The sequence below is a fragment of the Acinetobacter sp. 1124_18A genome, assembly GCF_052824995.1.
The window spans coordinates 361,614-376,485 of record NZ_VTDF01000003.1 but is presented as its reverse complement, the minus strand read 5'-3'; the positions used below and the strand labels follow the sequence as shown (position 1 = coordinate 376,485).

The 14,872-nt window shown below is 35.2% G+C and carries 13 protein-coding genes; 9 read left to right on the top strand and 4 right to left on the bottom strand.

Annotated features, from left to right (window positions below):
• Positions 1-14: 14 nt before the first annotated feature.
• From FY048_RS09455 to FY048_RS09445, 3 genes are read right to left on the bottom strand one after another with little or no spacing between them, the layout of a single operon-like run.
• A complete protein-coding gene (locus tag FY048_RS09455) occupies positions 15-1,325 on the bottom strand; it encodes a DUF445 domain-containing protein (protein ID WP_446090950.1) in 1,311 nt (436 codons plus the stop codon).
• A 13-nt stretch (positions 1,326-1,338) separates the two neighbouring features.
• Positions 1,339-1,902, bottom strand: coding sequence for a CC0125/CC1285 family lipoprotein (locus tag FY048_RS09450; protein WP_004640061.1), 564 nt, complete (start codon positions 1,900-1,902; stop codon positions 1,339-1,341).
• Positions 1,903-1,961: 59 nt separating this feature from the next.
• Positions 1,962-2,501, bottom strand: a complete 540-nt coding sequence (locus tag FY048_RS09445) for a DUF924 family protein (protein ID WP_446090949.1) — start codon at positions 2,499-2,501, stop codon at positions 1,962-1,964.
• 168 nt (positions 2,502-2,669) lie between these two features.
• On the opposite strand from FY048_RS09445, the gene gshA reads away from it, so the two are divergent.
• The 6 genes from gshA to FY048_RS09415 all read left to right on the top strand — a co-directional run bounded on the left by gshA (position 2,670) and on the right by FY048_RS09415 (position 11,741).
• On the top strand, positions 2,670-4,247 hold the full coding sequence (gshA, locus tag FY048_RS09440; protein ID WP_446090948.1) for a glutamate--cysteine ligase: 1,578 nt from the start codon (positions 2,670-2,672) through the stop codon (positions 4,245-4,247).
• A 16-nt stretch (positions 4,248-4,263) separates the two neighbouring features.
• Positions 4,264-4,785, top strand: coding sequence for a disulfide bond formation protein B (locus tag FY048_RS09435; protein WP_062850310.1), 522 nt, complete (start codon positions 4,264-4,266; stop codon positions 4,783-4,785).
• A gap of 157 nt (positions 4,786-4,942) precedes the next feature.
• Positions 4,943-8,326: a type VI secretion system Vgr family protein gene (locus FY048_RS09430; RefSeq protein ID WP_446090947.1), complete on the top strand. Its 3,384-nt coding sequence runs from the start codon at positions 4,943-4,945 to the stop codon at positions 8,324-8,326.
• A 3-nt stretch (positions 8,327-8,329) separates the two neighbouring features.
• The gene (locus FY048_RS09425; RefSeq protein ID WP_017391067.1) at positions 8,330-8,866 is read left to right on the top strand and encodes a hypothetical protein; all 537 of its coding nucleotides are present in this window, start codon (positions 8,330-8,332) and stop codon (positions 8,864-8,866) included.
• Positions 8,863-11,259, top strand: coding sequence for a M23 family metallopeptidase (locus FY048_RS09420; RefSeq protein ID WP_446090946.1), 2,397 nt, complete (start codon positions 8,863-8,865; stop codon positions 11,257-11,259). Before FY048_RS09425 ends, FY048_RS09420 begins: the two co-directional genes overlap by 4 nt.
• Positions 11,260-11,267: 8 nt before the next feature.
• Positions 11,268-11,741, top strand: a complete 474-nt coding sequence (locus tag FY048_RS09415) for a hypothetical protein (protein ID WP_202743193.1) — start codon at positions 11,268-11,270, stop codon at positions 11,739-11,741.
• A 279-nt stretch (positions 11,742-12,020) separates the two neighbouring features.
• Here the strand turns inward: FY048_RS09415 and FY048_RS09410 are convergent, their stop codons facing one another.
• Entirely contained in the window at positions 12,021-12,686 is a 666-nt protein-coding gene (locus tag FY048_RS09410) for a haloacid dehalogenase-like hydrolase (protein WP_446090945.1), read from the bottom strand.
• 82 nt (positions 12,687-12,768) lie between these two features.
• Here FY048_RS09410 and FY048_RS09405 point away from each other — a divergent pair, with 82 nt between their 5' ends.
• The 3 genes from FY048_RS09405 (at position 12,769) to FY048_RS09395 (ending at position 14,729) form a co-directional block, all read left to right on the top strand.
• Entirely contained in the window at positions 12,769-13,119 is a 351-nt protein-coding gene (locus FY048_RS09405; RefSeq protein WP_446090944.1) for a DUF5991 domain-containing protein, read from the top strand.
• 210 nt (positions 13,120-13,329) lie between these two features.
• Positions 13,330-13,875, top strand: a complete 546-nt coding sequence (locus FY048_RS09400) for a hypothetical protein (RefSeq protein ID WP_446090943.1) — start codon at positions 13,330-13,332, stop codon at positions 13,873-13,875.
• Positions 13,876-14,084: 209 nt separating this feature from the next.
• On the top strand, positions 14,085-14,729 hold the full coding sequence (locus FY048_RS09395; RefSeq protein WP_446090942.1) for a hypothetical protein: 645 nt from the start codon (positions 14,085-14,087) through the stop codon (positions 14,727-14,729).
• Positions 14,730-14,872: the final 143 nt, after the last annotated feature.

Genomic DNA, 14,872 nt, shown 5'->3' with positions numbered 1-14,872 from the left:
AAAAATATTTAAAGTTATAAAATTGATTCAATCACTGCTCGAATTACACCGAGGGTTAAACCAATAAATGCACCGACCACAACGCCATTTACTCGGATCATGTGTAAGTCGCCACCGACTTCATTTTCAATTTTCCCAATCATTTCGCGTGAATCCCATTCATGAATGCGTTCGCTCACATAGCGGATGATTTTATGGCTATATTGATCTGTAAACGTCAGCGCAAGTCCTGTCATTTCTTTGTTGAGAACTTCACGTACTTTGGCATTTTGAACAAGGTTTTCACCCAGTTGCTGAATAGCAGCTCTTAGGTTCATTGCAATGCCAGAGTCTTTTTTCATTAAATCTTCTTTAATGGCATTACACAAAATAGTAACAGCACCACTGATGAAATTGAGGACTTGTGGACTATCGAGAAGGGCATCTTTACCGCTGTTGAGGCGTTGGCTAGCAACACTATCTGGTTTTGCCAGCTCAAGCATAAGAGAGTGGGCAATGGTTTCAATTTCTTGTCGCCATGGATGTTCATCGTCTGCCAGCATCGATTCTACTTTTTCAACCAGTGAGTCGATAGTACGTTGTTGAACATCAATACCAATCCAGCTTGCGCCTTTTGCAAGTGACCAGACACCAAGTGCTTTAAACATTTTTCGGGTTAATTCACGGGTTTTATCCGGGTTTTGTACCACCCATTCATGCGCGATATCGAGTCCACGCTGTAAGACGTCTTGATGGAAATCATTTTCCAATACCGCGCGTAGCATTTCACTTGCGAGTTTATTGACCTCGGTATTACGTACCCACTGCACACTATTGTTTTGCACAAAATTGGCAATTTGATCTTGGCTAACAAACTCAAAAATTTTCGGAACAGTTTGCTGAATGAGCTGCACCACTTGCGTATTGTTTTGTGGGCTTGCTAACCATTGACCAATTGCGAGGCTTAAGTCAGTTTTTTCTAAGCTTCGTTCTACCACTTGAGGCGAAAGAAAATTTTCCTGTACAAAACGGCCCATTGACTCTGCAATGCGTGCTTTGTTGCGTGGAATAATCTCGGTGTGGTCCCTTAAAAATTTAGGAATCGGTAACTTACCAAATGGGTTCCGAAATAGAACTGTAATCGCGTACCAGTCGGCTAAACCACCTACCACGCCAGCTTCAGCCCCTAACATCAAAATATGAATAAAACCTGTGTACTCTGGCAGAAAACGGTCGGCTACCATCAGTGCAACCCACAGCACAACGACAATAATAAGCGCTAGAGTGGCAAAATATTTGCTACGTTTAAGACTGGGCACGTGGTGGACTTCTTCTGCCATGTTCATAAATTTATCCTATTCATTTTTGTTTTACTGGAGGCTCAGGCGGGGGCAACAGCTCTCCTGTCGGACTCAATCCATATTTTTGTCCGATTGATTTCAAGATCAAGGTTGCATCAAAAGCATCCTGAGGAGCCTGCTTCTGATCCCGATAACATTCAATAGTATACGACACTTGAACAGGATCGATATTGACCACTTGTGGGTAATCATAGAACGGATCATGCCAGAAACCAGGGTAACGACGACCATAACCATATGGGTAAAAACTTGGAGCTGATGGATAAACCACAGCTTGACGTGGCGGTTTCTGACTCTGATTACTTGGATCATTTTGCACTTTAAAAAAGCGGAAGCCTTTTTGTACTGTCGTTTGTGCTGATTTTACCAAAGTGATTTCTTCAGCTGCGCCATAGCTCATATTCGGGTCAGCTTGAAAACTAATCCGAAAAGTTTGGGCATTTAAGGGATATGCTGAAAACTGACCAAGCTGATCAAAGGTTCTTGGTTTACTTGGCGTTGTTGCACAAGCAGTTAAAGTTAAGGCAGTGCCTAAGGCTAAACAAAGAGAGAGATATTTCATGATGAACTCCCAGCTAAGCATTAAAAAATAAATGACTCAGCGTTAAAAATTAAGAAGTTTTAAAAACTACTGTTTGGTTCTAATAAAAATTCGGTTTCCTCTGGAGTGGAGGCACGTCCAAGAATCGCATTGCGATGAGGATAACGACCAAAGCGATCGATAATCACTTTATGCTTTTTCTCAAAGCTTAAGTTAATTTCATTGCCGAGGCGTTGAAATAGTTTCAAGGCAAACTCATGGATCAATTTTGATTCACTATGCATAAACGGCATATATAAAAAAGAGCGTTGCTCTGGATTAAGCTGTGCATCTAATTGCAAGCTAATGGCTTCTTGTGCCAAAGCTAAAGCAAGGTTGTCGTAAGCAAAAGATTGTGGTTGATCACGATAAATGTTGCGAGAAAACTGGTCTAGTACAATAATCTCTGCCAGACGGCCTTCAGCCGTTTTTCGCCAAGACCAAAGTTCTGCTTGAGTTGCCTGTTGATGAACGTCAGAAAAATTTTCACAAATCTTTTTGTCAAAATCATCACTTTTTGCAAACCAAAGTGAACGGTGTTCAGGTGAAAACCAGAAGTTTAAAATGTCTTGATCGTTCATGATATTGACAACTCTTTAGCAATTATTCTTCAATAAAATCACAATTCTTTCGTGTCTTAAATAACAAGATTGTGATAAAAATTGCCAAACTGGAATGATGTGATTATATAAGTAACCGTATCATCTCACGATTTTGTATATAGTGATCTTTAATAAGCGAGCAAATGCATGAGTCAACCCACTACACCATCTCAATCAGTTATTCCTGCTTGGGTGGATTCGTCGCTACTACAAGGCATGTTACGTGGAATAGAGCGTGAAAGCCTACGTATGCAAAGTAATGGGTTCTTATCGCAAGAGTTACATCCAAAAGCATTAGGTTCAGCTTTAACACATCCGCAAATTACGACTGATTATTCAGAAGCATTGATGGAGTTTATTACCTCTCCAAAGCCAACCATTGGTGAAGCTTTACATGAGCTGACTGATATCCATGCGGTTGTGCATCGACATTTAGAAAATGGTGAAAAACTTTGGCCGCTTTCTATGCCATGTATGTTAGATGACAATGAAGAAAGGATTCGTCTAGCGCAATATGGCACTTCTAATATTGGTCGCTTTAAAACACTATACCGTCGTGGGTTAGGAATTCGTTATGGTCGTCGTATGCAGACGATCTCAGGTGTGCATTACAATTTATCTTTTCCAGATACGCTTTTTGCTGAGTTGCAAGCTCACGAAACTGATGAACAATTAAAATCATTAAGTTTGCAGGATTATCGTAGCCATCGTTATTTTGGTCTTATTCGTAATTTTATCCGTTTAACGCCACTGGTGATGTTTTTGGTGGGTGCAAGCCCAACGGTATGTCGTTGTTTCTTGACCGGACATAAACATCAGTTGTTGCCTTTAATCAAAGGTTCATACTATTTACCGTATGCTACAGCTTTACGTATGGGGCGATTGGGCTATCAAAACTCAGCCCAAAAAAGCTTAGGTATTCATTACAACAATTTAACTGGTTATTTGGATGGTTTACAAAAAGCCGTTCATTCTCCTTACCCACCATTTAGCCGTTTAGGGTTAAATGATGCCGCTGGTGAGCCGTTGCAAATTAATGATCATGTTTTGCAGATCGAGAATGAATATTACAGTCTCGTACGTCCAAAACAGGTGCCTCAAGCGGGTGAAACGCCATCTCAAGCCTTGAAAAATCGAGGAGTGGGTTATGTTGAACTACGTGCTGTTGATGTAAACCCATATTCGTCAATTGGCGTTGATGAAACGACAGCTGGCTTCCTTGAAGTGTTAGCACTTTATTGCTTGTTAAGTGATAGCCCAGAGCTGTTAGGCCCTGAGCAAGATTTGATTGAAAAGAACCAGACTGAAGTGGTGAATCGTGGCCGAGCGCCAAATGCAACCATTACAGATTTAAACGGGTCTTATCACATCGAAGATTGGGCACGTTTGTATATTGCTCAAATGCAAGATTGTGCGCAGTTACTCGATCAGACCTATGCAACAGAACTGTATGGTTCTGCATTAGCGATCATGCAAGCACGAATTGATGAAGTTGATGAAACTTTGTCAGCCCATGTGATTGACGATACGTTAAAGCATGGTGGAACTTGGAGTTTTGGTAGCCACATGGCCCAGTTACATGCTGAAAGTTATGAACAGCATGAGCTTAGTGTGGAAACCTTGAAACATTTTGAGCAATTGGCTGCACAATCGTTACAGCAGCAAGAACAACTTGAGCAAGATACTCAGGTCAGTTTTGACCAATATCTTGAACAATATCGATAATAAAATGAGGTTTTACATGCGATTAAGTTACCGTTTGGTGAGTGGACTACTTGTTTTAGCAAGTATTGTCGGCATGTCTTTTGCGTTGTATCTGGAACATGTAAAAGGTTTAGAGCCATGTCCGCTCTGTATTTTTCAACGTGTTGGCTTAATGGCAATGGGCCTTGTGGCACTGATTGCATTTTTGCATAACCCCGTTTCCAATGCAGTTAAACGCTTTTACGCATTTTTGGCTGGCATCGCAATTTTATGGTCAGTGGGTGTAGCAGGGCGTCATGTCTGGCTACAACATTTACCACCTGATCAAGTACCAAGCTGTGGTCCGGGCTTAAACTATTTAGTTGATGCCTTACCAATGAAAACAGTTTTACAGGAAGTCCTGTCGGGTTCAGGTGAATGTGCAGCGATTGACTGGACCTTTTTAGGCCAATCTTTACCAGTTTGGTCATTGGTCTATTTCATTTTGCTATTACTCGTATGTTTATGGCAATTGTTCCGCTTCTATCCAGTGTTTAAGACTGCTAAAAAAAGAGTTTAAATAGATTAAAAAAAGCCCAACATGAAGTTGGGCTTTTTTATTGTTTTAAAATTAATCAAAATATAAAAAAATGAATTGAAAAAAAGCATAATATTGTAGACAGATAGTTCTGTTTTTTATAAAGTGCAGCCGTTTTATATCCTTATGATTATAAAAAATGTTTTTTAATATCTTTAATGTTTTGGAAAAAATAGGATTAAGCGCACAGAAACGTGCGATCCACGTGCAATTTTCTAATGAATTGCTCAATCACCAAGTTTTTTTACAACGTATAGAAGGCCAACATCAGCTAAATGGGGGAATTCAGGCTGAGTTAATTTGCCTTTCGACGAGTGCCCAAATTGCATTGAAGCAGTTTATAGGCGTTCAGGTGGCTGTTGATCAGATTACAGATTCTGGACAATTATTTCGAACTACAGGAATTGTGACTGAAGCCAGTTATGGCCAAAGTGATGGTGCTTTAACGCTTTATAAATTGACCTTAAAAGACGCGACAAATTTATGGCATAAACGCCGTAATAGTCGTGTTTTTATGAATAAAAGTATCGTAGAAATCACGGAAGTTCTATTCAAAGAATGGCAAGAAAAAAGTCCACTTTTTGCAGCGAGTTTAAGCCTAGACCTGAGTGGGTTAAGCCAGAGTTATGACACTCGTCCATTTATCATGCAGCACAATGAACCCGACTATGACTTTCTTACGCGTTTATGGCGAAGTGAAGGTGTGAGTTGGTTAGTTGATGAATCAGAACTTTTCGTTCCTCATTTTACTGCTCCGGTACAGGCCCAAAAGCTTAGATTAATTGATGATAATAACCAGTACCAAGCTTTAGCACGCCGTAGCATTCGCTATCACCGCAGTAGCGCGACAGAATATCAAGATAGTATTACAGGGTTTGTTGCGGTGCGGAGTTTGCAACCAACTGCGGTACATGTGCAACGCTGGCAGCCCGATGCCTTAGCACAAGAAGAAGGTGCTGGTTCCGTCATTACTACCCATACACATTCAGATAACTTTGATTCAGCGAGTTTAAGCCTTGAGCAAGCATGGCACATGAGTCCAGCTTGGATGCAAGATTTAAAAGGTGAGGATCAAGCTACTGCTTCAACTAGTAATCAGCTAGAGAAATTAAATCAGCAATTTAATGACATGTATGCAAGTCAGGCCAAATACTTTAAGGCTTATAGCAGTGTCCGCGATAGCCAAGTCGGCTATTGGTTTAATCTAAGAGAACACCCGGAAATTGATCAACATGAAGGGGTTGATCAAGAGTTCCTGATTATCGCTAAAAATTTCTATAACCAAAACAATCTACCTAAAGACTTACATCAGCAAGTTAGTCAGTTGCTAACCCAAAGTCGTTGGGACAAACATGGTTATGACGATATTGAGCGTCAAGGTAATGAGCTGACTTTAATTCGCCGTCAAATCAAAACGACACCTGAATATAATCCAGAACAGCATCGTCCGATTGCCTACCCACAAAGAGCGAAAGTTGTGGGGCCAGAGGGAGAAACCATTCATGTCGATGAATGGGGACGCATTAAGGTCCGTTTTCTATTTACCCGTAGTGATGATCATGGGCATGATGGTGGGGCAGGCAGCAATGACAACGATACCGACTCGGCTTGGGTTGATGTACTGACTCCTTGGGCGGGTGAAGGCTATGGCGCACGTTTCTTGCCGCGTATTGGTGAAGTAGTGGTTATTGACTTCTTTGATGGCAATATTGATCGTCCATTTGTGACGGGCCGAATCCATGAAGCGCAGCGTTCACCAACCAAGTTTGATGTGAAAGGACAGCTTCCTGCGACTAAAAAACTCAGCGGTATTCGTAGTCAGGAAATCAGCGGTAGTGGTTTTAACCAATTACGCTTTGATGACACAACTGGGCAAATCAGTACCCAACTACAAAGTAGTCATGCAGCAACACAGCTGAATTTAGGTAATTTAAGCCATCCTAAAGAACAATCGACTAGTCAAGGTCGTGGTGAAGGCTTTGAGCTGAGAACCGATGCGTGGGGGGCAGTGCGTGCAGGTAAAGGCATGCTCATTAGTACCTATGCACAAGAGCAGGCAATTGCAGATCATTTAGAGGCTGCACAAGCACAATCCTTACTTTCACAAGGCTATGAAAGCATGAAAATGCTCAGTGAAGTTGCAGCCAAGCAACAAACTGATGCTTTGAACGTGATTAACCGGTTACCCAAATTCATCCAATCACTTGAATTGAAAACCACGGGGCAGGCTTTAAATAGCACGGTAAACCTATTTAAAGAAGGGATTAATAACGATCCTATTCATGCGTTAAAAGATTGTGGTGGTTTTATTGAAGATATTGGTGCACTAGGCGGCGATGCAAAAGGAGTTGTAGATGAATTTAATACTTTCTTTAGCGATGCTAAAGATGCGGTAGAGAATTTAAAAGCCTTTATTGAAAATGTTGAAGAGCATGGTGCTGATATCGTCAAAGGTAAACTCGCAAGTATTAAAGATCGAATTCATCAAAATCCATTTGAAAGTCTTAAAGAGGTCAGCAAAGTCTTAGGGAATGTCGAGACTAAAGACTTTGACTTGATGAGTGTATGCGGAACTTTTAGTAAAGGCAGTAAATTGGAAGTGACACCTTCTAAAGCATTGGGTTCTTTACAAGGCTTTATGGAGGGTTATACCCAAGGTTTAGAAAGTAGTTCAGATGCTAAGCAGCAAGAACAAGGCAAAATCTTTAGACAAGCCCTTATGTTATTAGCATCGCCAAATGGTATTGCCTTGACTACACCTGAAAATATTATCTTACAGGCCTCACAAGATATTGCTGAAAGTGCCAGTGGGTCAATTAATTTGAGTGCCCAGAAAAATATTATTGGGCATGCACAAGACAAAATTAGTCTGTTTGCTGCACAAAAGGGTTTTCGCGCTTATGCAGCAAAAGGAAAGCTCGAACTACAAGCGCAAGATGATGCCATTGAAGCGATTGCCAAGAAGGTCATCAAGCTCATTTCTACTGAAGATAAAATCGAACTTACTAGTCCAAAAGAAATTGTATTAACAGCAGGTGGGTCGCAGCTCAAAATTAATGCGGATGGCGTATTTTCAACAACAGGCGGTAAGTTTGAAAGTAAAGCTGGACAGCATTTGTTTACGGGTGGGGCAACAGTAAATGCTGAGTTGCCGAAAATGCCTGAGAGTGGAATTTTTAGTCGAAGATTTGATTTTAGTGATATTTTCAATTTAGAAAATTTGAAAGAGGAAATTAGATTTAAAGTTATCAATAAAACAAAGAATACAGAATATGTTGGAATGTTAGATGAAATGGGTCGAACACCAAGAATATTTAGTGATTCATCAGATACTATTGAAATTCAATTTATTAGCAATAATGACAATGAAAGTATTATACCTACGAAGGAATTAAATGAAGATATTTATGATCATGATACTGGGGATTTTGTAGATGATGGAATTCAGAGCCAGCTTGCAGAAGCGCTAGATGATGAATATAAAGATGATCTAGAAGATGATTTTAATAAATTTGGAGTTTAAGAGATGAAACGCAGTCTAATATTGCTACTGAGCACATTTATCTCAATACAAGCTTTTGCTGAAGAAAATGCTTGTGAAAAAATTTGGGATAGCTTCAAAAATAAGAATGAAAGTATCAAAATTGATAAGGTTAATATCCCATGTAAACAAATTTGGGAAGATAACAATAAAGCAAAGCTTGTAAAGACTATTGGCTTAAACCCAAAAGATCCTCAATGGATGTCAACAGGGGAATGTCAAGTTATTGAAGTGAATAAAAATAAATATCAAGTTTATTATGCTTATCTAAAAAATGATCATAGTGATATAAATATCATTAGTGATACTAATGGTAATTATTTTTCATATTTTAGAAATTTAGGTCGCTATGATATGTTTGAAGATAAGTTTTTTCCAACAAAAAAAGCGAATAAAAATGGTGTTGAGTTAAGTTGCCCTGGATTGGGGAATTTTGAGAAAATGAAACCTATTTTAAGTTCATATATCAATAATAAAAAAATTGATATTAAACGATTTAGTTTTGAGGACTTAAATAAATGAAAAATGGTAAATCTATAAATCAAAAGTCATATCCATTAACGCGATATGGATTTATTTGTGCCGTTTCAAGAATGGAATCATCATCAGATTTAAGTTTACCCTTAACGGCACCAGTAAACATTAGAGCAAGCCAAAATAAAAATTCTCGGGGTTATATTGGTTTTTTCCAGTTTGGGGAAGCTGCACTTATCGATCTTGGTTATTATAAGCATTGGAAAGATAATTCTGATAAAACTGAAGAAAACGATTGGACTGGGAGTTGGATTGGACACAATGGTGTTAATTCTTTATCAGATTTTTTGAAATCTCCTGCTAAGCAGGTTCAAATTATTGGAGAATGGATAGATCTTCTTTGCAAACGATTAAGAAATAGAAGTTTTAATGAATACTATGGGAAAATAATAAATGGAATTGAAATTACTGAATCGGGTGCTATTGCAGGGGCTCATTTAGTTGGTGACGGAGGCTTAGGTTCTTTTTTAGGTATATCAGGTTTTAAAGGAAATTATAAAGAAGTAGATGGAAATAATGTTCATATTAGTAAATATATTGAGATGTTTAACCATTATGATTTAGAAAGCTGTTGTAGTAGAAAAATATATATAAAATTAAAGAACCAAATTGGACAAATAGCAAAAAATAAAAAAGTAACTATTGAATCTGAATATAGTGGTAAGTTTAAACAATCAAAGTTTATTGTAAATGCAGAGTCAGATGAGCAAGGACTATTACCTGTTATTATTAGACATCCAGGTAGTAAAATTATAATTAAAGCAGATGGTAAACAATCAGCTGTCATCATACAAGCCTCTGATAAAAAACAATCTATTGAATTAAGTGTAAGTGAAGATATTAAAATTCAATCTGTCTTACAAAAACCTGCTGAACCAGAGCCAAAACAAGAAAAAGTTGTTGTTGTGGAACAGAAAACTGTTGATTCGAAGAAAGATGAGGTGAAAAAAAATGCTTCTAAAGATATAAAATTTGATATAGCCATAATAGAAAGTGACACAAATAGAAAAATAACGAATATGAGGTTTTTCGTAAGATATAAAGGTAAGATCAAAGAGCATACTTCTGATAGTTCAGGAATAAAAACTGGTATAATTGCAGAAGAGGGTGAAAATTTAGATATATTGGTAAATGGAAGTAAAGGTTACCAAAAACTAAAAACAATATCCGTAACTAAAGGAATAGAAAATAGCTGTATATCAGTCCCATTAGGGCTAGTCAGCGTGAAATTGAAGATACATGATAGTAAAGGTAAGATTTTAAAAAATAATAATTTTTTTGTTTCATATAGAGGTAGAGAAATAGAGAAAACAACTGATAGTAATGGCTTTATTCAATTAAAAATGTTGAATGCATTTGTTTATAAATTGCTACTTTCAAATAAGAAACCTGTTTTGACATTAAGAAATGATCCAAGTATTTCTGTAATTAATGTCAACTTAAATCCTGCAGCTACAACAATACAGATGCCTCGAGTAGCTCCAAATACTCCAAGTAAGACAGTACCAGCAAAAAAAGCACCAGCGAAAGAAACACCGCCTAAGAATGAAGAGAGCTTTGTTGATTACTTAATTGATTTTATTCCTTCACTGGGAAAAACAGAGAATGTTCATACAGAGAAAAATGGTAATCCTTTAACCAAACAGTATGGTAGTGATGTCGCTTTTACTATTAAAACAATCAATAAAGAGACAGGTAAAGAAGAAAATCTAGCTTATTCAATTAAGTATAATGGTGCAAAAAGAACACATTATACTGGACAAGATGGGATTGGATTAAAAAACCATCGGGGCGAAGAAGGGAAGAAAATTGAAATTGTTGTAGATGTTGATAGTAAAGAACAAGTACTTTATACCGCTATTTTGAAGAATCCTATGCCAGTTATTGAGTTAAGAATAGATAAATTGAAAGAGGATGAATCTTATCTGTTCCCATTAAAAACTCGTACAAGTTCTTATAAAAATGGGAGCGGTAGATTTGGTTCAAATCGTAGTGGTGGAACACGGAAACATGCAGGTTGTGATCTGTATGCACCAGTAGGAACTGAAATTAGAGCGATGGCTGATGGAAAAGTACGTGTGGTAAAAGCTTTTTATTCTGGTACTGATGTAATTGAAATTGTACATAAAAAACATATTATACGCTATGGCGAGGTTCTGGCAGGGAAGTCCTTAGTAAAAGTTGGAGATGATGTAAAACGCGGGCAAACTATTGGCTATGTAGGTAAACTCACAATACAAGTTCCAAGTATGATGTTACATTTGGAGATGTATTCTAATCCTAAAGATACCGGCCCATTAACAGTTCGTGGCAACAATGCCTATCAACGACGGTCTGATCTAATAGATCCTACTACTTTTTTAGATAATTCAACATTATGAGATGAGTAATGAATAAAATTTTAATAGTCCTAAGTATTTTACTTTTGACGGCTTGCAATGATGTTAACAAAGTAGAAAAAGAATCTAATGTATCTATTGAACAGCAAAAAGAATCAAATTCAGTTATAAAATCACAGTCAAATAATACTAATGACTCACTGATAAAGGAGACTTCTGTTTCTCAACTGAGAGATAAAAAAATAGAGAATTCAAAACCACAAATGGATGCTCAGGATAAAATTACTTGTATGGGGAAAACCTTAAATGATTGGTATACTTTTGATGAAAAATTAGAACAACCAAAATGTAAGAAATTAAACGGTTATAAACTAAAGAATTATCAATGTTCTGTTGAGAAAAATGTATTCGATTTAAATTCTGATGCTATTAAAATTACTATGAAAGATACTAGAGTATTTGCATTCAATTCTCTTGAGCAATGTCAAGAAGCTGTTGAAATGTGGGAAGCGAATGGTATTTAGAATTTGAAAAAATTGATTATAGTCATGAATCATTATATTTATTTAGAAAATATAAAATTATTTCATTAAAAGTAGTTTTAATGAATATCTAATATATTTTTATAATTCTAGATTTTGATATAATTTTTATCTAACTTGTTGTAAAGATACGTTAAGAATTAAATTAGCCGATAAATAGCTTATAAATATATAAAAACAATTTTATAGGCACTTTTATTACTAAAAGTGCCTATATAGGTTAACTTAATTGATTCTATAGCGTCTTTGGTTAAATAGTTGTTAGACGGCTTCTATAAATAATATCAAAACTTTTAAACCCAATTTAATATTTTTAATTTTGTTGTTGTCCCCGTTAATTAAATAGGGCAGTTTAGCGCCAATTAAAATAGGTAAGTCATCTTCAATATCATCACTGTATGTCGCGAACCAAGGTTGATTGACATTAAGTTTATTCAATCTTCTTACTTTTTCTTCAGATCTACAATGTATTCCACTTACCCATCCACCTAGCCTCTTTTGCAAAGGAGTACCAATAATTTGTACATCTAGATTGATAGACCCGAGTAAAATATTTGCTAACCTTTCTGGTGCAGCTGTGGCAATAAACACAATTCTTCCACTTGCTAAATGATCTTTAACTTCTGTTATACCTTGCTCAAACCAATATAATGAATCAGAAGTAGTATCTTTTATATTATTGGAAAAAATTTTAAAGCTGTATTCTAATTCTTCTTCATTCAGACCGCAGGTTGCAATCCACAAATACAATGAAGCACCTCTAGATTTATATTTCTTGAATTTCATAAGAGGTAAAGCAATGGGAGTAACAATAAGTGCACCGATGAATCTAAGAAGATTAGATTTCAATTTATCCGTTAACCATGCCTTTGTAGAGTCACCCGAAAGTAATGTCCCGTCCAAGTCAAAAACAACGATTTCCTTCATATATTTCTCTAAATTTGGTAATAGTGATAAGAATTAATTTTCAAAAAGAATATTTTTAATAGTTATTTTATAAATTAATTAAATGAAATTTTTATTATTATTGCTGGCTCTTTCTGCTACCACACTTGCAAATGCTGATAAGTGGAATGGTACTTATCATTATTATAGTTCAGAAGAACTAACAGATGGAAATGTTACGACGATAGAATCGGTTTTAATACTAACACCCAAAAAGTGTGAGTATTCTATTGCTGGCTTTCAGGTTGATAAATCTTATATATGCAAAGTGAAAGAGAAAAATAACGAGTTATATTTCTTTAAAGTTAAAAGTGGCGAAAAGTTAGGAAAAGTAGTTTTTAAGAAAGGAAAATATTATCTTTATTCCGATGAAGTTTTAGATATTAAAGATAATCTATTTTATAAAGATCAATAATTGATATAGGGCTTTTTATAACCTTTTCTATTTCTAATATTTGAAATAGAAAAGATTTAAAATTTTATAAAGAAGCTCAACATAAGTTCTCTTTTTCTATCTCTTTACAGCTCATTCTTAATATTCTAGCACATGGTTCGATATATCTAAGATGAAGATCTTAATCCCTAAGTGATGAAGATATTGATGAAAGCAGTTGTATGATAGAACATGAATATGTTTGAAATATTTAAACGGAAGATAACGGAAGTTACAGGATTTAATATGAAAAAGACTTTTATATCAATTTTATTATTAAGCGGAATTATTTTTAGTTTTAATATATATGCAAATGACGATAATTTTGTGGTTTCTGCAAAATGTAAGGATGAATATAGTTCTAATTGTGACATTGTGAGAACTATAAATAATAAGAATGAAATAGTTATAAAAGATGTCAAACTTTTAAATATTTCAAAAATAAATAAAAACTTATATAAAGTAAAAACATCTTGTGGGTCTCCATGTTTAGTTACGCTTTTCTATAGTCAAAATAAAGAGGATTCCACAGACGAATTTATTGCTATTGATAATAAAAATAATTGTTTAATTGAAAGTGATAGTCAGAAAAAAGTCATTTATGCAAGAAAATTATTTACAAATAACCCTAGAAAAATTGTCGATTTAAAAACTAAAGAGTTTAATGGTTTGTTACAAAGATTTTATTATTATAGTTATTCTAAGGAGGAAAGTTTTTTTCACCTGATGGTAGTTTAAATTTAATTGCAAATGATTATGGCGAAATATTGGTTAAAAAGAAAATAAAAAATCCTTGTAGTGGTGATGGAAAATAATTTATTTAGTGCCTTTAATTGATAGAAATACTAATTTTCTTATTAAGTCTAGTATAAGTGTTAAAAACTTAGTATCAGAATTAATTTCTGGATGGAAAGTTGAGTCTTTTGATGATTAAGAGATTAGTGTTCATGGTTGTAGAGAAAAGTATAAACGTGCTTAAAGATTTAAAAAATAAAATTATAAAATTTTACCTTTTTAATATTAAGAAGCTAACTATATTGGCTCTTACATTTTTGAGATTTATTATTGCTTCGACTGTTTATGCAAAAGATACATTTAATGTTGAATTGAAATGTAAAGGACATGATCAAGAGTATTGTGACATTGTAAAGAATGCTGATAATAAAACTAATTTTATTTTAAGAGACATGAGATACCCTGAGGTTAATCAAGTAAATGAAAATATTTTTCATGCTTATGGTAGTTGTGGTTCACCATGCCAATATCACTTTTTTATAAGTAAAACAAAGGAAGATCAGACAAAAGAGTTTATTGCTTTAGATAAAAATAATAATTGTCTAATTGAAAGTGACTCTAAACAGAATTTTATTTATGCTAGAAAATTGTTTAATAAAAATAAAAAAATGATCGTTGATTTGAAAAATAAAGAATTTAATAATTTTCCAATAGATGTTGCTATATATAACTCATTTCAAGAAAAATCATATTTTGATGATCAAGGACAATTACATTTAGTAGGCATTTTGGCAGATGTTGATAAAAATGGTGATAGCTTATACTTTAATAAAATAGTTAAGAAAGCTTGTGAATAATAAAATGAATGATTGCGGTGGTAAATATTTTTTAGTTAATTTGAGTGCAATCAAAAAAATATTATTGGATTTATAAAAGATAAGCTTGAATGTAAGATAGCGGTAGATTTTTTGAAAATTTTAGAATAAAGGTCTAAGTTAGT